Source organism: Streptomyces sp. NTD107, assembly GCF_059510435.1.
Map to the genome: position 1 here is coordinate 231,522 of NZ_JCAJZV010000002.1, position 22,153 is coordinate 253,674.

Genomic DNA, 22,153 nt, shown 5'->3' on the forward strand with positions numbered 1-22,153 from the left:
CCGGGAGGGCTCACGGGGCGAGCACCCGGGCGACACCCTCCTCGATGCCGCTGAGCAGCGACGCGACATGCGGCAGGGCCAGCGGATCGTCCGCCGCCAGGGACTCCCACTGCTGCTCCACGGTCTCCCCGTACAGCATGCTGGTGGCCATCCGGAAGCGCAGCGCGTCCGGGTCGTCGCCGAGCAGCTGCCCGGCCAGGACCGCCAGGCCGCCCCGGTCGAGGAACAGGTCCCGCAGCGAGGCGGAGTCGGTTGCGCCCCGCGCGGCGACGTGTTCGCGCAGCGGCTCGAAGTCCGGGTAGAGGTAGAAGGCCCCGGTGGGCGGCCGGCACCGGGCGCCGGCCGCGGCGAGGATCCGGTGCACCGCGCGGGCCAGCACCCCGTGCAGCCGTGCGCTGTCGGCGAGATGGGCGCGCAGCTGAGGCGGCTCGGCGAAGGCGTACGCGGCGACGCTCTGCATCGGCCCGGCCAGCGTGGACCACACCTCGCTGGCCACCGACAGCACTCCGTCGCGCAGCGCCCCGCCCCACGCGGTGTCCGGGAAGCGCGCCACACCGATCCGCCAGCCGCCCAGGGCCAGGTTCTTGGAGAGCCCGGTGATCACCACGGTGCGGCCGGGCGCCACTTCGGCGGGGCTGAGGAAGGGCGTCGCCGGGTCGTGCACGACATCGCGGTAGATCTCGTCGGAGACCAGGGTCAGGTCCAGCTCCTCAGCGAGGGCGCAGATCTCCCGGATCATCGCGGGGGAGGCGAGGGTGCCGGTGGGGTTGTCCGGCAGGATGAGGATGACGGTGCGCGGGTCGCGGCCGGCCCGGCGGGCGGCCAGCACCGCCTCGCGCAGCAGTTCGGGGTCGGGTACGCCGCCGCACTCCGCCGGGATGGGTACGGGGATGGCGCGTTTCCCGGCGAGCGTGGCCTGGGGGGCGTAGGTGTTCCAGGCGGGGCGGGGCAGCAGTACGTCGCCGGGCAGCACCAGGTTCAGGGCCATCAGCAGGGGTTTGCTGCCGGGGGCGAGCACGATCTGTTCCGGGCCGCTGGCGAGCCGGCGGCGGGTGAAGTAGCCGGCGACCGCGTCGAGGGTCACCGGGTCGCCCTGGACCGGGCCGTACGCGTTCCGGTCGGCGCCGGCCAGCAGCCGTTCGGTGAGCGGGGGGAAGACCGGCAGCCGTGACTCGCCGAAGCCGAGGTGGATGATGTGCTCGCCGGCCGCCCGGCGTTCGGCCACCCACTGGTTGAGGGCCAGGTTGGGCGAGAGTTTCCACTGCTTGCCGGCGAGCGCCGGCCCGGCGGTCATGACCGGCCTCCGGCGGGCGCGGACAGCGCGGCGGGCGCCGGCCGTACCGCCGCCGCGATGTCGGAGGGGACGTCCGGGGCGAGTTCGAGTTCGTCGAGCCAGGCGGCGGAGTCGGACCAGCGGGCCCGGAAGGGGCGGCCGACCAGGGCCGGGTCGCGGGCCTGGAGCATCCGCAGCTGGAAATACCGGCCCTGCGGCGTGGTTTCGACACCGTCCACCACGACCTTGCCGGGGGTGGCCGACATCACCGGGCCCCGTACCGTACGGGCCAGCCCGGGCAGGGTGCGGTAGGCGGCGCGGAAGATGTCGGCGGCCTTGGCCAGCGGCACCTTGAAGTACTCGTGCGGTCCGGTGTCGCGTTCCACGAACATGTAGTACGGCACGGCGCCGGCGGCCAGTTCGGCCTGCCACAGGGTGCTCCAGGACTCGGCGTCGTCGTTGATGTGGGCGATCAGCGGCGCCTGGCAGTAGATCAGCGCGCCGGTGGCCCTGATCCGGGCCAGCGCCCGGCGGGTCAGGTCGGTGGCCAGCTCTCGCGGGTGGGTGAAGTGGGCCATCACCGCCAGATTGCGGCCGGTGGCGATGATCCGTTCGAAGAGCCGCAGCAGCGGTTCCGCGTCCTGGTCGGTGAGGAAGCGCTGCGGCCAGTAGGCCACGGACTTGGTGCCGATCCGGATGGTGCGGACGGTCCCGATGTCCAGCAGCGGTTCCAGATGGCGCAGCAGCCGGTCGGTGGACATGATCAGCGGATCGCCGCCGGTGACCAGGACGTCGTGCACCTCGGGGTGGGCGGCGAGATAGCGGACCAGTTCCTCGGGCCCGGGCGCGGCGAACCGCAGATCGGCGTCGCCGACGAACTGCGCCCAGCGGAAGCAGTAGGTGCAGTACGAGTGGCAGGTCTGGCCCTGGCCCGGGAAGTGCAGCACCGTCTCGCGGTATTTGTGCTGGAGCCCGGGAACCTCGGCACCGTTCAGGGTCGGGACATTCAGCGCGGTCTGGCCCGATGGGTGCGGATTGAGCCGTGCTCTGATCTCTTTCACGGCGGCGGCGATGATCTGCCGGTCGTCGCGGGCGACGGCGGCGGCCAGCAATCGCTCGTCCTCCCGGGGCAGCATGCCGTGCTGCGGGAACACCATCCGGAACATGGGATCGTCCGGTATCCGTTCCCAGTCGATCAATTCGGTCAGTACATACTCATTGACCCGGAAGGGAAGTACTCGGGATAACAACCGTACGTTCTCGGTGAATTCATCTGCCAGACCGAAACGGCGCGCTATCTGGTCGATCTGCCGTGGCCCGTAGGCCCTGAATCGTGCGGTGGCAAGGGGATCGGGCATGGTCAGCGTCATGTGCGGCTCCTCCGGATTCGGCCGGACCGGCCTGGAACGAGGGCGCTCTGGAAGTCCTGCACAGACTGACCCACCCCTGTCCGGGCCGCAACCGGGGCCGGAGATATCACCGATGAGCCCATAGACGCCCTCTATACGATGCGGAATCCTTTCCGCGATGCCCCCATAAGAATCTTCTATGGTCTGTTCACGGCATTTCATTGACAGCCGCGAGCCACTTCTCAATTATTAGCGGCGTTTTGAAGATTCCCGGCGGCGCCCCAGGGAGTGATGGTGATGGACGACGCTATCGAGGCCGGCCGATGACCGCCCCCGCCACCGCGCGGAGCGCGGACGAACGATTACTCATCCCGCTCACCCGGTCCCCGGGACCGCTGCGGACCGTGCTGCTGCATCCGACCGGCGGCGGCCTGGGCCCCTATCTGGGCCTCGCCCCGGTGCTCGCCCGGCACGGCCCGGTCAGCGGCATCCGGGCCGCCGGACTGCTCCCCGGCGAGCAACCGGACGACTCCGTACCGGACATGACCCGGCGCTACCTGGCGCTGCTCGACCGGCTGGACACCCCGGTCGGGCTGCTCGCGGGCTGGTCGCTCGGCGGCACGCTGGCCTGGGAGCTGGCCGCCCGGCTCGCCGCCCGGGGCCAACAGCCCCTGGTGGTGATGCTGGACAGCCCGGCGCTGGCCCTCGGCGACGACGGCCGCGACCCGGGGGCCCTGCGGGAGCGGGTGCTCGCCGGGGCCGGCGGCTCCGGGCTCGACCCCGCGCTGGTGGCCCGTACGACGGACGCGCATCTGAGCGCCGCCGCCCGGCACACCGCCACGGCCCGCCACAACTGCCCCGCGCTCCTGCTGACGTGTGCGGCCGAGCCGGAGGGCGGGCATCTCGCCCACTGGCGGACGATCGCGCCGAGGCTGCGGACCGCGCCGGTGCCGTGCGGCCACTTCGAGGTGCTGTCCCCGCCCTGGCTGGCGACCACCACCGGCCATGTGACGGACTTTCTGCGCGACTCCGCACCGCCGCCCCGTCCATGAACCCCGCTACGGAGACCACCATGTCCGCTGTGCACCCGCCCGACCGGCTCACGGTCGCCGAGGCCGTGAAACGGGTCCTCGTCGCCGAGTCCCAACTGACCGTCGTGCCCTCCCTGATCACCGAGGCCGAGCCGCTAAGCGGCGAGCTGATCCGGATCAACTCCTTCGCCTTCATGGGTCTGTTGGTGCGGATCGAGGACGAACTCGGCGTCACCCTGCCCGACGACCTGTTCACCGGACACACCATCCGGACCGTCGGCGACCTCGTCGACGTCGTCAGCAGCGGAGCGGAGGCCACCCCATGACCAGCACCGCACCCCCCGCCACCGTGCCGGCCTCGATCCGGGCCGAGTTGCTCGACTGCATCCAGTCCGGCCTCGCCGTGCTCGCCGACCGCCACCACGGCCCCGGCACTCATCTCGCTCTCGGCGCCACCCTGCGCTTCCGCCCGGTCCCCGGCCCGGCCGGGCTGCCCACCGTGGAGCCCCCCATCGAAGCGGAGCTGGCGGGCATCGGCCGGCTCGGCCTGACCGAGGCGTTCCGGCACCCCGGGCCCGGGCCCGTACCGCTGGCCGAACTGGCCCGGCTGCACGGCACGCTGTACGTGGTGGCCGACGCGTACGAGATGCCCTGGCTGCCGTACCACCGCCGCCGCCACATGGAGCACAGCTATCTGGTGGAGTACGCGCCCGGCCACGACGGCACGCCGGCCACCGCCGTGGTCACCGACGCCTACCACAACCGCACCCCGTGGGGCACCGCCCAGCCGCTGCGCCGACAAATGGGCTGGGACGAACTGCCCGCCACCTCGCTCGCCGTCTCGCTCCGCCCGGCCCCGGCCGGCGCCCCGGCCGTACCCGCCGGCATCGACTGGGAGCCGCCCGACGACTACCTCGCCGCCTACGCCGACCACCCGGACCGAACGGCGGCCCTGGAACGCCTGACCGTCGAGACCTGGCTGCTGGCGCGGTCCCGGAAGCTGCACGCGGCGTTCCGGGAGCGGTCGGGCCTGCCCGGTGGCCCGGAGACGGCGGAGCAACTGCTCCACTGGGACCGGCTCGCCGAACAGACCTACCTGGCGCTGCGCCGGGTGGAGCGCGGGCGCCCCGAACCCCGGCGGCTGATGGGCGATCTGGCCGCCGCGCTCGCCGCCGACCGGGAGGTCTTCGTACCCCCCGCCGACCCGGCCCCGGCCCGGGACCTGCGGACGACCGTCGCCGAGGTCATCGCCTCGGTGGCCGGCTGCACCACCGACGCCGTGCTGGACGTGGCCGAGCTGACGGAGCTGGCCGGCTTCGACTCCTTCCGGGTCGTCGAAACCGTCGAACGCCTGGAAGAACACCTCGGCATCACCTTCGACCCGGAGGACCTGCTGCCCGAGAACCTGCACCGCCTGGACGACCTGTGCCGCCTGGCCGCCACGAGAGGGAGTGCCTGACCATGGATCCGCGATTCACCGAACTCCTCATCCCCTTCCTGAAGCATCTGCGCGGCCGGGAACTCACCGAGGAGTCCGCCCTGCCGGAACTCGGGCTGGACTCCATGCAGTCGATCGAGCTGCTCTTCGCCATCGAGGACACCTTCGGGGTGCCGCTGCCGGACGAGGACCTGACCGACACCACCTTCGCCACCGCCGGCAGTCTGTGGAACGCCGTACGGTCCGCCCTCGCCGCCTCCCAGGGCCCGGTCGGTGCGCCATGACCACCGAAACGAGCACCCCGCCGACCGCCCTGGCGCGCCCGCTCGACGAACGGGTGGCGCGGGTGGCCGAGGTGGCCGCCGCACACGCGGACCGCACCGACCGCGAGGCGTCCTTCCCCGTCGAGACCCTGGCGGAACTGCGCGCCACCGGGCTGCTCGGGCTGCTGGTGCCCACCGCGCACGGCGGGTTGGGCGGCTCGACCGGCGACCTGCTGCGCGCGGCGATGCGGATCAGCCGGGCCGATCTGTCCGCCGGGATGATCTTCGCGATGCACTGCCAGCAGAGCGCGGCCGTCATCGCCCACGCCGCCCCGCCACTGCGCGACGAACTGCTGCCGGAGCTCGCCGCCGGCCGCTGCTATCTCGCCTCCGTCACCACCGAGGCGGGCAGCGGCGGCCATCTGCTCAGCTCCGCCTCCCCGTTGGCCGACCACGGCGACGACCTCGCGGTGGACCGCTTCGCCCCGATCGTCACCGGCGGCGCGCACGCCGACGGATTCCTCATCACCATGCGCAGTCCCGACGCCACCTCGCCCAGCCAGATCTCGTTGATCTACGCCCGCCGCGACCAGCTGAGCGTGAGTGGGTCCGGGGACTGGCAGCCGATGGGCATGCGGGCCAGCCACAGCCTGCCGCTGCGGCTGACCGGCAGCGTGCCACGCCATCAGGTGGTGGGCGAACACGGCGGGTTCGCCCGGATCGCCACCCAGATCTTCGCACCGCTCGCCCATCTCGCCTGGTCCGCCTGCTGGCTCGGCGCGGCCGGCGGCGCGCTCTCCCGCGTCCTGCGCATGCTCCGCGACCCGGCCGGCCGAGCCCGCTTCGACCTGGGCTCCGAACTGCTGCTGACCCGGCTGTCCACCGCCCGGCAACGGCTGGAGGTGGTGCACGCGCTGATGTGGCGCGCCGAGCAACTGGTCGACGGCACACCCGACCTGTCCACCCCGCCCCGCCAACTCCTGCTGAACTCCCTCAAGATCACCGCCGCCGAGCAGTGCCACGCGGCGGTCGACGACCTCATCACGGCGGTCGGCATGCGGCACGGCTATCTGCGGGACTCCCCCACCCGGCTGGAACGCGTGCTGCGCGATCTGCGCTCCGCCGCCCTCAACTACAGCAACGACCGGCTCCACCTGGCCGATGGGCGGCTCACCCTGCTCGACCCGGAGGTGCGCCTTGCCTGACCGGGCGGCGGTCAGCACCGGCCGGCAGGTGTGGGAAGCCCTCGGCGCGGCCGACCGGATCCGTACCGTCTACCGGGACGGCCACCCGGCACACGGCGTCGATCCGGCCGGGCTCGGCGCGGTGCTGGCGGAGGTGGACGCCCGGCACAGCATGGGCGCGACGCTGGCGGTCAGCGTCCAGCTCGCCACCGCCGTACCGCTGCTCACCCTCGCCACCGGCCCCGGGCCGGCCGCCGCCGCCCTGGCGGAGGCCCTGGCCGGCCGGTCGGTGACCGCGCTGGCCGCCACCGACCGGGCCGCCGGCTCGGACCTCACGGCACTGGAGACCGAGGTGGTCCTCGGCCCGGACGAGATCGAGGTCAGCGGAACCAAACGGTGGATCACCAACGCCACCCAGGCCGACCAGGCACTGGTCCTGGCCCGGCACCGCCCGGGCCGGCACTTCACCTGCTTCACCTGGGTCCTGGTCCCGCTCACCGCGCCCGGCGTCACGGCGGAGCCGGCCGACACCGACCTGTTCGACGGCTCCGGCACCGGCCATCTCACCCTCGACCGGGTCCGGCTGCCCCGCGCCCAGGTGCTGGGCCGCCCCGGCCGGGGGCTGGCCGCCTTCGCGGCCCACATCGCCGTCGAACGGCTGGCCGGGGCGCTGTGGGGCACGGCGCTGTGCCGGCGCGTCCTGGCCGACACCCGCGCCTTCCTCCTGCACCGCCGGGTCGCCGACCGGCCCCTGTGGGAACGCGACGGCATCCAGCAGCGATTCGCGACCTGTCTCCTGGACACGCACCAACTCCAGGCCCTCACCCACCAACTGGCCAGGAAGGTGACGGAGGATCAGGACACGACCGCCGCCGCCCTCCTGAAGGCGGCGGCGGGCGGCACGGTACGCCGAGTGCTCGACGAATGCGCACAACTCCGCGGCGCGGACGGCTTCACCACAACCGGCACCCAGCGACTGCGCGCGGAAGCAGCCCTCTTCACCATCGGCGGCGGCACCACGGAGGTGGTCCTCTCCATGGTGGCTGACGGCGCGGAACGCCTCCTTGCGGACCTGGCCCCCGCGACACACCACCCTGCGGGCCCAGCAAAGGGGGGGCGTCATGAGCACCCGTGACGCGATACCCGGGCTCGGCCGACGGCCGGGGCAACGCCGTACAACCCCGACAGCGACACCACGCAAAACGTCGCAAAACATTCGCTGGCCACAGCAACGTACGGCCGGCGAACCCGGACGGAACCAACACGTCACGTCACCCGGTCCACACCGAGCCCCCACCGCCCGGCATCAGGCAGCGGCACCACCGACATGGCGGGCAGCGCGAAGCACCTGCTCGCCAACCCCGCCCCCACCGCCCGGAACGGCCGGGCGGAAGCCGGGCGCCACAACCACCCCTGACGCGGAACCCGGACTCGGCCACCTGCCACGGCCACGCCGGTCAGCATCGGAATCGGCACCACCCGCCGTCGCGGGCGGCGCGAAGCATCCGCCGGCCGCACCGGCTTCCGCCACCCCGCCGGCCGGCGACCGCGCAGCGTCGGACGGAAGCGGGGCGTCATGACCGTGCTTGAGGTGGAGCCCGGGCTCTGGGTCAGTGCCGGGACCAAGCGGATCGTGGGGCGGCCGCATCCGGCCGATGCCGCGTCCGCGGCCCGGCTGCCGGCCTGGCGGGTCGCGGAATTCCTCGCCGGCCGGGCCCGGTTGCGGGCGCTGCTCGCCGAGGTGCTGCCGGCCGCCTCGGCGGCGGAGGTGACCGTCGTACCCGGCACCCACGGCAAGCCCGCCCTGGCCGGCTGGCCCGACATCGGCATCAGCGTCGCGCACAACGGCGATGCTGTCGCCGCCTGCGTGGCGACCCACCGCGCCGTCGGCGTTGATGTGCAAGTCCCTCCCCAGCGGCTGACCGATGGCATGCTGCGCCGCTGCCTGCGGCAAGGACTGGACGAGGTACGGCAGCTCCCCGACCCCGACCGCGCCCGGGAGTTCGCCTGGGTGTGGACCGTTCAGGAGGCGTGCGTCAAGGCCGAGGGCAGCGGTCTCGCCGGCCGCCCCTGGGCCATCGACGTAACCCCCGGCCACACCAGCGGCAGCTGGCACGGCTTCCACTGGCGCGCCCTGCGCGACACGTCCGCCATCCCGTTGAGCTGCGCCTGGAGGGACCTGTGACCGCCCCCACCCCCGCCCCCGGCGAGCCCCTTCCCTCCCTCAGCTGCTACACGGCCGCCCTCGTGGCGGCCCTCCGCACCCGGCTGCCGGACCCGGCGGCCCGGCTGGCCCAAGCCGTACGGCTCCGGGTACGCGCCGACCGGCCGGACGGCGCGCTCGCTTTCTCCCACCACGACCGCATCGACCCGGGCCCCGGCGGCCACCGGTTCGGCTACCGCTCCGCCCCCTCCTGGCCCGCCGCGCTGACGGCGCTCGCCACCGCCCTGGAGCGCGGCGGCCCCCTCATCGCCGTCGCCAACACCCGCACCCTCCCCTGGTCCCCGTCCCACGGCCGCACGGCCGCCCCGCACTGGGTCGTCGTGGACGGCTACCGCGACCGCCGCTGGCACCTCACCGACCCCTTCGACGCGCTGCTGCCGGACGGCGAACACCGCCCGTACTCCGGCTGGCTGGAGGGCACCGAGCTGCGCACCGCCCTCACCCCCACCGGCCCGCTCCCCCCGCACATCGCGCTGCGCGACCGGTACGCCCTCGGCGCCCCGGTCCGGACCCCGGCCGCCTCCCACTACCGCTGGCTGGAGTGGGGGCCAAGCACCCCCGCCCCGCCCGGCGGCCGGCCGGCGGCGCCTTGGGACGGCTGGCTGACCGGCACCGCGCCCGTCCTGTCCTTCGTCGCCGAACGGCTCGGCGGTGACCCGGCCGCGCTCGCCCGGCATGCCGACGACCTGTGGGCCGCCGCCCGCCACCACCGGCACCGGCTGCACCTGCTGGCCACCACCGGACGCCTGCCGGCCGGTCCGGCGGCGACCGCCGCCGAAAGCTGGGGCGAACTGCCCCGCGCACTCCGCTTCGCCCTCACCTCGGCCCGCCGCGGCCGGCCGCGCCCCGCGCTGGTGGCCCGGGCCTGCGACGCCGTGATCGACACCATGTCCCGCCTCACCCCGCAGGAGACGCCCCGATGAATGGCCCACCGAAGAACGGCCCACCGACCACCGGCGCAACGCTCCACGACTGGTTCGCGGCCTCGGCCGCCGCCCACCCCGAGCACATCGCCCTGGAGATCGGCAGCCGGCAGCTGACCTACGCCGAACTCGACACCCTCGCCGCCCGCACGGCCGCCCGCATCGCCGCCCGCCTCCTCACCGCCCACGGAACGCCCCCGCCCCGCGTCGGACTGCTCGCCTCCCGCAGCGTCACCGCGTACGCCGGATACCTCGCCGTCCAGCGGCTCGGCGGCACCGTGGTCCCGCTCGGCCCGGCCTTCCCGATGACCCGCAACGCCCGCGTCGCCACCGACGCCCGCCTCGATCTGGTCATCTCGGACGGCCGGACACCGCACACCGAGGCGCTGCCCACCCCCGTACTGCACCCCGAGCCGGACACCGACAGCGCCCGACCCGCGCCGTCCGCCCCCGTGCCCACCGTCCCCACCGACCCCGACAGCCTCGCCTACATCCTGTTCACCTCCGGATCCACCGGCCGCCCCAAAGGCGTCCCGATCACCCACCACAATGTCTCCGCCTACCTCCGGCATGTCATCCCGCGCTACGCGCTGGGCCCCGGCGCCCGTGTCTCGCAGACCTTCGACCTGACCTTCGACCCCTCCGTGTACGACATGTTCGCCGCCTGGGGCTCCGGCGCCGCCCTGGTGGTACCCCGGCCGGCGGATCTGATGTCGCCGGTACGGTTCGTCAACCGCGCCCGGATCACCCACTGGAACTCCGTACCGTCCGTCATCTCCCTCGCCCGCCGGCTGCGCGGTCTGGCCCCCGGCAGCATGCCGACGCTGCGCTGGAGCCTGTTCTGCGGCGAGGCCCTCACCCTGGAGCAGGCCAGGGCCTGGCAGAGCGCCGCGCCGGACAGCGTCCTGGAGAACATCTACGGGCCCACCGAGATGACCGTCACCTGGACCGAGTACCGGCTGCCCGCCTCCCCCACCCACTGGCCGGCCCCCGCGAACGGCACCGTGCCCATCGGCCGGCCCTACCCCGGCCAGGAGCACGCCGTACTGGACGACACCGGACGGCCCGCCATCGACGGCGAGTTGTGCGTACGCGGCACCCAGCGCTTCCCCGGCTACCTCGATCCGGCGGAGAACGCCGGCCGCTTCTACGCCTACGAGCCGGGTACGGGGAGGCCCGCCCGACCGTACGACGGCACCGGGCCGCTCACCGCACGGCACTGGTATCGCACCGGTGACCGGGTCGGCGCGCTGGACGGGCAGCTGGTGCACCTGGGGAGGGTCGATCACCAGGTCAAGATCCGGGGCTACCGGGTCGAGTTGGGGGAGATCGAGTCGGTGCTCCGGCAGCAGCCCGGCGTACGCGAGGCGATCGTGATCGCGCTCGCCGGCAGCGACGGCCCGGACGGGGAGGTGGAGTTGGCGGCGGCGTGCACGGGCACGCCGCGCGACACGGCCTCCCTCACGGCGGCACTGAGCGAGCGGCTGCCGCGCTACATGGTGCCGCGCACCGTCACCGTGCTGGCGGAACTCCCGCTGAACGCCAACGGCAAGGTGGACCGAGCGGTACTGGCGGCCTCGCTGTCCGGCGCGGCAGCGGCCTGAGCGGGAAGGGAACGCACCGCAATGACCGAGACGACCCGCACTCTCCTCACCCTGGCCGACGTCCCGGCCGAACCCCAACCCCCCGTGGACGAACCGTTGTTCCGCAGAACCATGTCGCGCTTCGCCACCTTTGTCACGGTGATCACCGCCCAGACCCCGGACGGCCCGGTCGGCTGCACCGCCACCTCCGTGTTCTCGCTCTCCCTGCGGCCCCCGACCCTGCTGGTCTCGCTGGGCAGCGCGAGCCGCACCCTGGAGGAGATCCTCGCCGCCGGCCGCTTCGGGGTGAATGTCCTGTCCTGGCAGCAGCGCGCGCTGTCCCGCCGGTTCGCCACCGGCGACCTGCGGCACCGCTTCGACGGCGTGCCGTACGCGGTACAGGGCGGCGCGCCGCTGCTCGACGGCACGTCCGCCGCCGTGGTCTGCCGACTGCGGCACACGGTGCCCGCGCTGGACCACACCCTGCTGTTCGGCACGGTGACGCTGACCACCGCCCGCGCGGAGGAGCCGGCGCTGGTGCTGCTGGACGGCCGTTCCCACGTGCTCGACGCAGAAGCGGAAGCGGAAGCGGAAGGAGAAGGGACCCGATGAGCAGTCCGTTGCTGCACGACTTCCTGCTCGCCCCGGTGGCGACGGCGGGCGACCGCCCGGCGGTGATCGAGTATCTCGACGGCGACCGGACCCGGATCGTCACCTACCGCGAACTCGCCACCCTGGTCGACTCCTTCACCACAACCCTCGACGCCGCCGGCCTGCGCATCGGCGACCGGGTCGTCCTGGAGTCGGACACCACCGCCGTGTCCATCGCCGCGCTGCTGGCCTGTTCCACGCTGGGGCTGCCCTTTGTCCCGGTGAGCCCCGACGCACCGGACCAGCGGGTCCGGTCGATCGTGGACGCCACCGAGCCCACCCTGTATCTGTGCTCGGCGGACGGCTTCCGCGACGACCTGCCCGCCGGCCTCGGGCTCGGCCGCTTCGGCCCGGACGGCCTGCGCATCGTCCGCCACCCCGACCGCCCCGACGACACCCATCACCCGCGAGGCGGCCACCGCACGGAGCTGACCAGCACCGACACCGCCTACCTGGTCTTCACCTCGGGCAGCACCGGCCGCCCCAAGGGCGTGGTGATGACCCACGGCGCCGTCACCGCCTTCTACCGGGGCATGCTCGCCCAGCAACTCGTCGGCGACCAGGACCGGGTGGCGTCCACCTCACCGCTCCACTTCGACTTCTCGCTGCTGGACATGGGCCTGGCCCTGGGCAGCGGCGCCGCGCTGGTGCCCGTACCGCGCCCGCTGCTGCGCTGGCCGCGCCGCTTTCTGCGGGTGCTGCGCGCCACCGGCACCACGCACGTCAACGGGGTCCCGTCGATCTGGCGTCAGGTGCTGCGGCACGAGTGGCAGCGGCTGGCGGAGCTGGAGTCGATCCGCGGCGTCCTGTTCTGCGGCGAGGTGTTCCCGCTGCCCGAGCTGCGCCGGCTGCGGCAGGCGCTGCCGGGGGCCAGGCTGGTCAACTGCTACGGCGCCACCGAGTCGATGGCCTGCTCGTTCGCCGAGGTGCCCGATCCACTCCCCGAGAACCTGGAGCGGCTGTCGATCGGCCGCGCCCATCCCGGTGCGGAGATGATCCTGGTGGACTCGGCGGGGCTGCCGGTCCGGCGGCCGGGGGTGGTCGGGGAGATCCATCTGCGGTCCCCCGCCCTGTTCAGCGGCTACTGGGACGATCCCGCCACGACCGGGAAGGCGCTGGTTGCCGACCCGGTGGAGCCGCGGTCAGGGCAACGGGTGCTGCGTACCGGGGATCTGGCCTACCGCGGCGCGGAGGGGGAGCTGTACTTCGTCGGACGGACCGACTCCCAGGTCCAGTTCCGGGGCAACCGGGTCGAACTCGGCGAGGTGGAGCGCCGGCTGCTGACGTACCCGGGGGTGACCGCTGCCACGGTGCTGGTGCTGCCAAGGCCCGGCGGTCCCGAGCTGTGCGCCTTCGTGGTGGCGGCACCGGAGGCGGAGGAAGGGTCGCTGCCGGACGAGTTGAACGGTCATCTCGCCGCGGCGCTGCCCTCCTACATGGTGCCCGGTGAGCTGAGGGTGCTCAGGAAGCTGCCGACGACGGAGAACGGAAAGGTGGACCGGGCGGCACTGGCCGCTCTCGGTGATCCGGTGCCGGGCTGAGCACGGGTACGGGTACGGGCGCGGGTACGGGCGCGGCGGCCGGCTCGCCCTTCCCGGCGGCGCCGGCACCGGCACCAGCACCGGCGTCCTCGCCTATCACCTGGGCGGCGGCGGTCAGCAGCACCCTGAGGGCCTGGTTGGAGCCGCTGTCGCGCCGGGTGACCACCTGCGTGAACGGGGCGAACGGCGGCGTCCAGTCGATCCGGGCCAGACTGCCCTCCGCCAGTTCCCTGGCAACGGCCACATGCGGCAGCAGGGCCATGCCCATGCCGGCGGCGACGCTCGTCTTGGCCGCGTCGACGGAGTCGAGTTCGAAGATCCTGGACCGGGACGCGGCCGGGTCCAGGCCGATGGCGCGGTCGAACTGCCGCTGGTAGTTGGCGCGATCGGCCCGGATCAGGGTGGCGATGCGCAGCTCGGCGTCGCGCGGCCGGCCCCCGCCGGCCAGCAGATGCCCGGGGCCGGCCACCAGAACCAGCGGTTCGGGGCACAGCACTTGGCTCTCCAGGTCCTCGGCCGGCTCGGCGCCGACCGAGTCCACGAAGAAGGCGCAGTCGAGCGTGCCGTCCCGTACCAGAGCTCTGGGGTCGCCGTCGGCGTCGGTGTGCATCGAGATCTGCACTCTGGGATAGCGCCGGTACAGATACTCGATGACCGGCAGCAGCCGGTAGTTGGTGAGGCTCTCCACGGTGCCGACATCGAGCCGGCCGTGCGGCTGGCCCTCGCAGCCGACCGAATCCCTGGCCCGCTGGGTCAGGGCGACGATTTCCCGTGCGTAGGGCAGCAGTTGTGCTCCGGAGGTGGTGGTCCTGACGCCATTGGGCAGACGTTCGAGGAGGGTGGTGCCGAGCCCTTGTTCCAGGTTCTTGATCCGGGCGGTGACGGTGGGCTGGGACAGGCTCAGTCTGGCCGCTGCGCGGGTGAAGCTTCCAGCCTCGACGACGGCGATAAACGCATCTAACTGAGGTGTATCCATAAGTCAAGTCCCTCGGGAAGAGCGGCGACGGCTGGGCAGATTCGTTGCCCAACTCAGTGAACAAACCGATCGAACGGTATGTCAATGGACGCTCCAATGACGGCAGCCCCCGGCGGGGTCCGCCGTACAGCCACTGAGCTGCGCGAACCGACCGCAGGGCACAAGGGCAAGGGGCCAACGGCCGAAAGCGATTGCCCTTCCGGGACACTGTCCAGTTGGTTTCCTTCTCAACAGTTCCGGGGACAACAACGGGCCGGATGCGGGACGATCGGACGCCGAGTCTCCGGTCGGAGACCACAAAAACCAAGGGGAACCGGAGCATTGGTGCGGCAGGAACGTGCGGAGAGAACCCGGAACGCCATCCTCTACGGGGCGGCGCGGGCATTCGACAGTGCGGGCTTCTCGGGCGCCAGCCTGAGCGACATCGTGAAGGAGGCCGGGGTCACCAAGGGCGCCCTGTACTTCCACTTCGCCTCGAAGGAAGCACTGGCGCACGCCCTGGTCGGGGAGCAGTTCACGGTCTGGCAGCGGGCCGGGGGCGACGAGCGCCCCGGCCTACAGACGGTGATCGACCTGCTGCATCAGCTGGCGGTCAGCCTGCGCGAGGACGTACGGGTCCGGGCCGGCATCCGGCTGGTCATCGAGCAGGGCTCGTTCCAGGACCCCGACCCGACCCCGTACCGGACGCTGATCGACACCATTCTTGACTGCCTCACCCAGGCCCAGGCCAGGGGCGATGTCCGCGCCGACATCGACGTCCACGACGCGGCGACCTTCATCGTGGGCTGCTGGACCGGTCTGCAACGCGGCCCGGAGGCCCGCAGCGGCCACGAGCAGCCGAGCCGGAGCACCACCACCATGTGGCGCCTGCTCCTCCCCGGCCTCGTCCCCCCACGCCGCATCGCCCGCTTCCACCCGGAGGGCACCACGGCGGCCACCGCCGCCGAATGCGGCACGGTGTAGTTCACGCCTCACCCATCACACCTGCGGCGGCCAGGGAGCAGTGACGGGGGGCTGGGCCACCGGCCCCTGCGCGTACTTCGTGATCTGCCACCGGGTGATCCGCCGGACCACCAGAATCGCGAGAATCGCGGCGACAATCCCCAGCAGGTCGCTGAGACCGATCATGCTGATCTGCTGCTGAAGCTTGGTCAATTGCTCCGCCTCGCTGAGATTCCTTTCACTGCTCACCGCGCTGCTCAGCCTGCCCACCACCGCAGCGGTGATCCACAACACCCACCAGCCGGTGAGCAGACCGGTCCCCGGGGAAGCCCCGTAAGGCATGCTGGCCCGCCAGATGTCATTGGCCATCTTCTTCGGAAACCACAAATTAACAATCGGCACCAGCCAGCCACCGATCGCCCAGCCCCGCTTCATGCGGTGCCCATACGGATCGAACACCTCGGCATTGACCCGGATCCGATAGAACCAGATGATGAAGACAATGCCGGTGGCCAACAACGCCAGAAGTTGCAGAACACCGGACGTCGCGAAGAAGGAAAGAGCACTGTCGACCTCGCTCCGGCTGAGGTTGCGTGTCTCAGCCTCGACCGCCAGATTCCGCAACTGTCCACCCGCCACCACGGCAACGGCCCAGGCGGCTATGCACACCCCCAACAGCGCCGTGACCGCCGTGGCCAGCCCCTGCGGGCTGGCGAACTGCGCGGGCCCGTGCGGCGGGAGCGGAGCGGCGTACGGATAGGGCTGCGGCGGTCCTGCTGGTGGCGGCGCGGCATAGGCGTACGGCGACGCCCCGGCGTGGAACTGCGGCTGCGGCTGCGGCTGCGGCTGCGGAACCCCCTGCGCACACCCCTGACACCGCCCATCCGGCCCGGCCACCGGCCGCTGCCGGCAATTCCAGCACAGTTGCGCGTTCATCACTCGTCCCCCTGTTCACCTGTTTCACACAAATGCTGCTGACCCTAACAGCGTTGCGGTGGCCTCGATCAAATATCGACGGTTGCCGAGGGCAAGGTAGCGAACAGGGCAGACCCACCGACAGCGACAGTGATCGGAGCGGGCACCGGCGGCCTGACCGCCGCCATCGCCCCGCACCGTACGGGCCGGCACGTCACGGTGCTCGAACGCGCCCGCACCATCGCGGGCGCGGGCATCTCCATCGCCCCCAACGCCCAGCGGGCCCTGGACGTTCTCGGCCTGGGCGACGCCCTACGCGCGATGTCCGCCTTCACCGGCCCGGGCGGACTGCGCCTGCCCAACGGCCGCTGGCTCTCCACCACTACCGGCGAGGAAGCGGCGGCCCGCTTCGGCGGCCCCACCGTGGTCACCAGCCGGGCGGCCCTGATCGACCTGCTCCACGCGGCCCTCCCCGAAGGAACCGTGCGCCTCAACACCAACATCACCCGGATCCACCCCGACGGCCGGGTGTATTGCTACCCGACGGCGGTGGCCGGCCCCAACGACCAACATGCGGACCTGCACCACCACCCCATCCCGGCGCTGCTCGCGGCGATGCCGCCGTCCGCCATCCTCCGCAACGACATCCACGCGATCACCACCCCACTGCCGGCCTTCCACCAAGGCCACACAGCCCTCCTGGGCGACGCCGCCCACGCTATGCCCCCGAATCTGGGCCAGGGCGCGTGTCAGGCCATAGAAGACGCGATCGTCCTGGCGACCACCCCCACCGACCTGCCCGCTTACACGGCGGCCCGCCTCCCGCGCACCACCCACATCACCCGCCGCTCCAGCCAGATCGCCCACCTCACCACCTGGACATCCCGTCCCGCAGTGACAGCAAGAACAACCCCCTTTTGCACGGCAGCCCTCCTGTGCCCGAGGGCAGCCCTCCGCACACTGGACGGCATAGCCAACTGGACCCCACCCCCTGACCAGGAGCGCCACCACTCCCCGAGCCCCGAGCCGACAGGCAACACGCCCACGCAACCAAGGCCGCCCCACCCAGGCGGGACCACCCCCACACACGCAGGGAGCACTCACCACGGGTCCGTCCTGTGTGGTGTGTCCTGGGACCACCCCCGCACACGCGGGGAGCACGCTGTTGGAGGGTGCCGCCTGCCTGCCCGAGGGGGACCACCCCCGCACACGCGGGGAGCACGTCAGCCCCGGATCGGGCGAACTGGGTGCGGTAGGACCACCCCCGCACACGCGGGGAGCACCCTTGTTGGCCTGGGAGTTTACGCCGGCCCGGGCTTGTTTTTCTTCGGTTTCCTTCCGCCCCGTCCGCCGGTTCTCCGGCCCGGCTCGTCCGGGCCGTAATCTCTCCGGCTCACCGCCCGGCAAGGGCGAAACTCCCCGCCCTGCCCTACCGCACCGGGTGCCCCGCCTCCCGCAGGGTGTCCTTCACCTGCCCGATCCGCAGGTCCCCGAAGTGGAACACCGACGCCGCCAGGACGGCGTCCGCGCCCGCCGCGATAGCCGGCGGGAAGTGGTCGAGCCGGCCGGCGCCGCCGGACGCGATGACCGGGATGGTCACCCGCTCCCGCACCGCCGCGATCATCGCCGTGTCGTACCCGTCCTTCGTACCGTCCGCGTCCATCGAGTTCAGCAGAATCTCGCCGGCTCCAAGACCCGCCGCCCGTTCCGCCCATTCCACCGCGTCGATGCCCGTCCCCCGACGGCCGCCGTGCGTGGTCACCTCGAACCCCGACGGGGTCTCGGCGGTGCCCCCCGGGCACCGCCTGGCGTCCACCGACAGGACCAGCACCTGGCGGCCGAACCGTTCCGCGATCTCGCGGATCAGCTCCGGCCGCCCGATCGCCGCCGTGTTCACGCCGACCTTGTCCGCGCCCGCCCGCAGCAGCCGGTCCACGTCCTCCGTGGTCCGCACCCCACCGCCCACCGTCAGCGGGATGAACACCTGCTCGGCCGTCCGCCGCACCACGTCGTACGTGGTCTCCCGGTTCCCCGACGACGCCGTGATGTCCAGGAAGGTGAGTTCGTCGGCGCCTTCCGCGTCGTACACCTTCGCCATCTCCACCGGGTCCCCGGCGTCGCGCAGGTTCTGGAAGTTGACGCCCTTGACCACCCGGCCCGCGTCCACGTCCAGGCAGGGAATGACCCGTATCGCCAGGCTCATGATTCCCCGGCTCCCCGCTTCTCGCCCCGGTACGCTTCCAGTTCCACCGTCACCAGCACCCTCGGGTCCACGAACCCCGCCGTCACCACCACCGTCGACGCCGGCCGTACCGCCTCGAACAGCTCCCGGTGGGCCCGCGCCACCTCCTCCACATCCCGCACATGGCTGAGGTACATCCGGGTGCGGATCACCGAGTCGGTGCCCAGCCCGAAGGGCTCAAGCGCCGCCACCGCCTCCCCGAAGGCCGACCTGGTCTGCTCGTAGGCGTCGTCCGTCGCCGACACATGTCCGTCGTCGGCCAGCGGCGCGGTCCCGGACACCAGCACCCTGTCCCCGGCCGCCACCGCCCGCGCCGCGCCCAGCGTCTCTTCCCACGCGCCGTCACTCATACCGACTTCAGCGCCTCCTCCAGCGTGAACGCCTTCGCGTACAGCGCCTTGCCGACGATCGCACCCTCAACACCCTGCGGCACCAGGGTGGCAATGGCCCGCAGGTCATCCAGGGAGGACACGCCGCCCGAGGCCACCACCGGCCGGTCGGTCGCCGCGCACACGTTCTTCAGCAGGTCCAGGTTCGGGCCCTGAAGCGTGCCGTCCTTGGCGATGTCGGTCACCACATACCGCGCGCAGCCTTCCCCGTTGAGCCGCTCCAGCGTCTCGTACAGGTCCCCGCCGTCCCGGGTCCAGCCGCGCCCGCGCAGCGTCGTACCCCGTACGTCGAGCCCCACCGCGATCCGGTCGCCGTGCTCGGCGATCACCTTCGCCACCCATTCGGGCGACTCAAGCGCGGCCGTCCCCAGGTTGACCCGGGTGCAGCCGGTGGCCAGCGCCGCCGCCAGCGAGGCGTCGTCCCGGATGCCGCCCGACAGCTCGACCTTGATGTCCATCGACCGCACCACCGCCGCGATCTGCTCGCGGTTGTCGCCGGTCCCGAACGCCGCGTCCAGGTCCACCAAATGCAGCCATTCGGCGCCCGCCCGCTGCCACTCCTGAGCGGCGGCCATCGGGTCGCCGTACGAGGTCTCCGACCCCGACTCACCGTGCACCAGCCGCACGGCCTGCCCGTCCCGTACGTCGACGGCCGGCAGCAGTTCCAACGTCGCAGCGTCGTTCTTCACAGCGTCTCAATCCAGTTCTTCAGCAGCTGAGCCCCGGCATCGCCGGACTTCTCCGGATGGAACTGCGTCGCGGACAGCGGACCGTTCTCCACCGCCGCGACAAAGGGCGCACCGTGGGTGGCCCAGGTGACCTTGGGCGCGCTCAGCGCCTCGTTCCGCGTCTCCAGCTCCCACTTCGCCACCGCGTACGAGTGCACGAAGTAGTACCGCTCGTCCGCCGGGAGCCCCGCGAACAGCCGCGAACCCTCCGGCGCCGCCACCGTGTTCCACCCCATGTGCGGCACCACATCGGCGGTCAGCGGCACGACCGTACCGGGCCATTCGTCCAGGCCCTCGCTCTCCACGCCGTGCTCGATGCCGTGCGCGAAGAGGATCTGCATGCCGACGCACACCCCGAGCACCGGCCGGCCGCCCGCCAGCCGCCGCCCGATGACCCAGTCGCCGCGCGCTTCGCGCAGCCCGGCCATGCAGGCGGCGAACGCGCCGACGCCGGGCACCAGCAGGCCGTCGGCGTGGAGCGCGGTGTCGAAGTCCCGGGTGATCTCCACGTCGGCCCCGGCCCGGGCGAGCGCCCGCTCCGCCGAGCGGATGTTGCCGAAGCCGTAGTCGAACACGACCACCTTCGGTGCGGTCACTCCCACACCTCCAGCACCGCGACCCCGGCGAGCACGCACATGAGCGCGCCGATGCCCAGCAGCGCGGTGACGCCGCGCGGCATCTTCTGCTGGATGAAGGAGTACGTGCCGCCGCCCAGGAACAGCGCGCCGGCGAACAGCAATATCGACGCCCAGGTCACAGCGCGCCCTTCGTCGACGGGATGCCGGTCTGCCGGGGGTCGATCTCGCTCGCGTAGCGCAGCGCCCGCGCCAGCGCCTTGAACTGGCACTCCACGATGTGGTGCGCGTTGCGCCCGTACGGGACGTGTACGTGCAGTGCGATCTGCGCCTGGGCCACGAACGACTCCAGGATGTGCCGGGTCATCGTCGTGTCGTACGACCCGATCATCGGCGCCATCCCTTCCGGCTCGGTGTGCACCAGATACGGCCGCCCCGACAGGTCCACCGTCACCTGCGCCAGCGACTCGTCCAGCGGCACGGACGCGTCGGCGAACCGTACGATCCCCCGCTTGTCGCCCAGCGCCTGCTTGAACGCCGCGCCCAGCGCCAGCGCGGTGTCCTCGATCGTGTGGTGGGTGTCGATGTGCAGATCGCCCTCGGTCTTGACGCTCAGATCGAACAGACCGTGCCGCCCCAGCTGGTCGAGCATGTGGTCGTAGAAGCCGACCCCGGTCGACACATCGACCTGCCCGGTGCCGTCGAGGTCGATCTCGACCACGACCGATGTCTCCTTGGTGGTACGTGCCACCCGCCCGACGCGACTCATGGGCGTTCCTCGCTCTCTGGTGCCGGTCCTGCTTGCGTGTCCTTGAGCGCGGCCCGGGCCGCGTCCAGGAACGTGTCGTTCTCGGCCGGGGTGCCCACGCTGACCCGCAGCCGCCCCGGCACCCCGTTGTCCCGGATGAGCACGCCGTGCTCCAGCACCTTCTCCCAGAAGGCGTGCGGATCGGCGAAGCGCCCGAACTGGATGAAGTTGGCGTCCGACTCCGTCACCTCGAAGCCCATCGCCCGCAGTTCACGCACCAGCCGGTCACGTTCGGACTTCAGCTCCTCGACATAGCCGAGCAGCGTCCGCGAGAACTCCAGCGCGGCGTGCGCGGTGGCCTGGGTGACGGCGGACAGGTGGTAGGGCAGCCGTACCAGTTGCACCGCGTCCACCAGCGCCGGGACGGCGGCCAGGTAGCCGAGCCGCAGCCCGGCCGCCCCGAACGCCTTCGACATCGTGCGCGAGATGACCAGATTCGGCCGGCCCTCGATCAGCGGCAGCAGCGAGGGCCGGTGGCTGAACTCCGCGTACGCCTCGTCCACCACCACCAGCGCGCCGTGCCGGCCCTTGGCGGCCCGCTGGGCCGCGTCGTGCAGCGCCAGTACGGTCTCGGGTGGGATCGCCGTGCCGGTGGGGTTGTTCGGGGTGCACAGGAACAGCACATCGGGCCGCCGCTCGGCGATGAACTCCACCGCGGCCCGCTCGTCGATGGTGAAGTCCGCCGCGTCCCGCGCCCCGGAGATCCACCCCGTGCCGGTGCCTCGCGCGATCAGCTCGTGCATCGAGTACGACGGGTCGAAGCCGAGCGCGGTGCGGCCGGGCCCTCCGAACGCCTGGAGCAGCTGCTGAATGATCTCGTTCGAGCCGTTGGCCGCCCAGACATTCCTCGGCCCGACCCGGTAACCGGTGGTGTCCGTCAGATAGGTGGCCAGGGCCGTCCGCAGCCCCACCGCGTCCCGGTCCGGGTAGCGGTTCAGCCCGCGCGCCGCGTCGGAGACGCGTTCGGCGATGCGCCGCACCAGCTCCTCGGGCAGCGGGAACGGGTTCTCGTTCGTGTTCAGCCGCACCGGTACATCGAGCTGCGGCGCGCCGTACGGGGTCTTGCCGCGCAGTTCGTCCCGGAGCGGAAGATCGTCAATGCGGGTCACTGGGGTGCG

The 22,153-nt window shown here is 72.3% G+C and carries 23 protein-coding genes; 12 read left to right on the plus strand and 11 right to left on the minus strand.

Annotation, left to right across the window (positions count from 1 at the left end; all coding sequences use genetic code 11):
• Nucleotides 1-10: 10 nt before the first annotated feature.
• A complete protein-coding gene (locus AC5WRL_RS04745) occupies nt 11-1,294 on the minus strand; it encodes a pyridoxal phosphate-dependent aminotransferase (protein ID WP_496087002.1) in 1,284 nt (427 codons plus the stop codon).
• Nucleotides 1,291-2,643 (minus strand): KamA family radical SAM protein, encoded by a 1,353-nt coding sequence (locus AC5WRL_RS04750; protein ID WP_496087003.1) that lies wholly within the window; start codon nt 2,641-2,643, stop codon nt 1,291-1,293. Before AC5WRL_RS04750 ends, AC5WRL_RS04745 begins: the two co-directional genes overlap by 4 nt.
• Nucleotides 2,644-2,945: 302 nt before the next feature.
• On the opposite strand from AC5WRL_RS04750, the gene AC5WRL_RS04755 reads away from it, so the two are divergent.
• The 11 genes from AC5WRL_RS04755 to AC5WRL_RS04805 all read left to right on the plus strand — a co-directional run bounded on the left by AC5WRL_RS04755 (nt 2,946) and on the right by AC5WRL_RS04805 (nt 13,460).
• Nucleotides 2,946-3,674, plus strand: a complete 729-nt coding sequence (locus tag AC5WRL_RS04755; protein WP_496087004.1) for a thioesterase domain-containing protein — start codon at nt 2,946-2,948, stop codon at nt 3,672-3,674.
• Between the two features lie 20 nt (nt 3,675-3,694).
• A complete protein-coding gene (locus AC5WRL_RS04760; RefSeq protein ID WP_496087005.1) occupies nt 3,695-3,979 on the plus strand; it encodes an acyl carrier protein in 285 nt (94 codons plus the stop codon).
• Nucleotides 3,976-5,112, plus strand: a complete 1,137-nt coding sequence (locus tag AC5WRL_RS04765) for an acyl carrier protein (RefSeq protein WP_496087006.1) — start codon at nt 3,976-3,978, stop codon at nt 5,110-5,112. The genes AC5WRL_RS04760 and AC5WRL_RS04765 overlap by 4 nt, the downstream gene beginning before the upstream one ends.
• A 2-nt stretch (nt 5,113-5,114) precedes the next feature.
• Nucleotides 5,115-5,375, plus strand: coding sequence for an acyl carrier protein (locus AC5WRL_RS04770; RefSeq protein WP_496087007.1), 261 nt, complete (start codon nt 5,115-5,117; stop codon nt 5,373-5,375).
• The gene (locus AC5WRL_RS04775; protein WP_496087008.1) at nt 5,372-6,559 is read left to right on the plus strand and encodes an acyl-CoA dehydrogenase family protein; all 1,188 of its coding nucleotides are present in this window, start codon (nt 5,372-5,374) and stop codon (nt 6,557-6,559) included. The genes AC5WRL_RS04770 and AC5WRL_RS04775 overlap by 4 nt, the downstream gene beginning before the upstream one ends.
• The gene (locus AC5WRL_RS04780) at nt 6,552-7,673 is read left to right on the plus strand and encodes an acyl-CoA dehydrogenase family protein (protein ID WP_496087009.1); all 1,122 of its coding nucleotides are present in this window, start codon (nt 6,552-6,554) and stop codon (nt 7,671-7,673) included. Before AC5WRL_RS04775 ends, AC5WRL_RS04780 begins: the two co-directional genes overlap by 8 nt.
• A 441-nt stretch (nt 7,674-8,114) precedes the next feature.
• Nucleotides 8,115-8,723 carry a 4'-phosphopantetheinyl transferase family protein gene (locus tag AC5WRL_RS04785; RefSeq protein WP_496087010.1) on the plus strand — a complete coding sequence of 203 codons (609 nt, stop codon included), beginning with the start codon at nt 8,115-8,117 and terminating at the stop codon, nt 8,721-8,723.
• Nucleotides 8,720-9,685, plus strand: a complete 966-nt coding sequence (locus AC5WRL_RS04790; protein WP_496087011.1) for a hypothetical protein — start codon at nt 8,720-8,722, stop codon at nt 9,683-9,685. The genes AC5WRL_RS04785 and AC5WRL_RS04790 overlap by 4 nt, the downstream gene beginning before the upstream one ends.
• Nucleotides 9,682-11,289, plus strand: a complete 1,608-nt coding sequence (locus AC5WRL_RS04795; RefSeq protein WP_496087012.1) for an amino acid adenylation domain-containing protein — start codon at nt 9,682-9,684, stop codon at nt 11,287-11,289. The genes AC5WRL_RS04790 and AC5WRL_RS04795 overlap by 4 nt, the downstream gene beginning before the upstream one ends.
• 21 nt (nt 11,290-11,310) lie before the next feature.
• Nucleotides 11,311-11,880 (plus strand): flavin reductase family protein, encoded by a 570-nt coding sequence (locus AC5WRL_RS04800; protein ID WP_496087013.1) that lies wholly within the window; start codon nt 11,311-11,313, stop codon nt 11,878-11,880.
• Nucleotides 11,877-13,460: an AMP-binding protein gene (locus tag AC5WRL_RS04805; protein ID WP_496087014.1), complete on the plus strand. Its 1,584-nt coding sequence runs from the start codon at nt 11,877-11,879 to the stop codon at nt 13,458-13,460. Before AC5WRL_RS04800 ends, AC5WRL_RS04805 begins: the two co-directional genes overlap by 4 nt.
• Here the strand turns inward: AC5WRL_RS04805 and AC5WRL_RS04810 are convergent.
• Nucleotides 13,381-14,436 (minus strand): LysR family transcriptional regulator, encoded by a 1,056-nt coding sequence (locus tag AC5WRL_RS04810; protein ID WP_496087015.1) that lies wholly within the window; start codon nt 14,434-14,436, stop codon nt 13,381-13,383. The two genes, AC5WRL_RS04805 and AC5WRL_RS04810, sit on opposite strands and share 80 nt — an antisense overlap.
• A gap of 324 nt (nt 14,437-14,760) precedes the next feature.
• On the opposite strand from AC5WRL_RS04810, the gene AC5WRL_RS04815 reads away from it, so the two are divergent.
• Complete coding sequence (locus AC5WRL_RS04815) at nt 14,761-15,399, plus strand: ScbR family autoregulator-binding transcription factor (RefSeq protein WP_496087016.1); 639 nt, start codon at nt 14,761-14,763, stop codon at nt 15,397-15,399.
• A 15-nt stretch (nt 15,400-15,414) separates the two neighbouring features.
• Here AC5WRL_RS04815 and AC5WRL_RS04820 read toward each other — a convergent pair whose 3' ends face one another.
• The 8 genes from AC5WRL_RS04820 to AC5WRL_RS04855 all read right to left on the minus strand — a co-directional run bounded on the left by AC5WRL_RS04820 (nt 15,415) and on the right by AC5WRL_RS04855 (nt 22,144).
• The gene (locus AC5WRL_RS04820; protein WP_496087017.1) at nt 15,415-16,314 is read right to left on the minus strand and encodes a DUF4328 domain-containing protein; all 900 of its coding nucleotides are present in this window, start codon (nt 16,312-16,314) and stop codon (nt 15,415-15,417) included.
• 1,408 nt (nt 16,315-17,722) lie between these two features.
• Nucleotides 17,723-18,496, minus strand: a complete 774-nt coding sequence (gene hisF / locus AC5WRL_RS04825; protein ID WP_496087018.1) for an imidazole glycerol phosphate synthase subunit HisF — start codon at nt 18,494-18,496, stop codon at nt 17,723-17,725.
• The gene (locus AC5WRL_RS04830; RefSeq protein ID WP_496087019.1) at nt 18,493-18,885 is read right to left on the minus strand and encodes a Rid family hydrolase; all 393 of its coding nucleotides are present in this window, start codon (nt 18,883-18,885) and stop codon (nt 18,493-18,495) included. The genes hisF and AC5WRL_RS04830 overlap by 4 nt, the downstream gene beginning before the upstream one ends.
• Complete coding sequence (priA, locus tag AC5WRL_RS04835) at nt 18,882-19,613, minus strand: bifunctional 1-(5-phosphoribosyl)-5-((5-phosphoribosylamino)methylideneamino)imidazole-4-carboxamide isomerase/phosphoribosylanthranilate isomerase PriA (protein ID WP_496087020.1); 732 nt, start codon at nt 19,611-19,613, stop codon at nt 18,882-18,884. Before priA ends, AC5WRL_RS04830 begins: the two co-directional genes overlap by 4 nt.
• Nucleotides 19,610-20,254: an imidazole glycerol phosphate synthase subunit HisH gene (hisH, locus tag AC5WRL_RS04840; protein WP_496087021.1), complete on the minus strand. Its 645-nt coding sequence runs from the start codon at nt 20,252-20,254 to the stop codon at nt 19,610-19,612. The genes priA and hisH overlap by 4 nt, the downstream gene beginning before the upstream one ends.
• A complete protein-coding gene (locus AC5WRL_RS04845; protein ID WP_496087022.1) occupies nt 20,245-20,409 on the minus strand; it encodes a hypothetical protein in 165 nt (54 codons plus the stop codon). The genes hisH and AC5WRL_RS04845 overlap by 10 nt, the downstream gene beginning before the upstream one ends.
• Nucleotides 20,406-20,996 carry an imidazoleglycerol-phosphate dehydratase HisB gene (hisB, locus tag AC5WRL_RS04850; RefSeq protein WP_496087023.1) on the minus strand — a complete coding sequence of 197 codons (591 nt, stop codon included), beginning with the start codon at nt 20,994-20,996 and terminating at the stop codon, nt 20,406-20,408. Before hisB ends, AC5WRL_RS04845 begins: the two co-directional genes overlap by 4 nt.
• Entirely contained in the window at nt 20,993-22,144 is a 1,152-nt protein-coding gene (locus AC5WRL_RS04855) for a histidinol-phosphate transaminase (RefSeq protein WP_496087518.1), read from the minus strand. Before AC5WRL_RS04855 ends, hisB begins: the two co-directional genes overlap by 4 nt.
• Nucleotides 22,145-22,153: the final 9 nt, after the last annotated feature.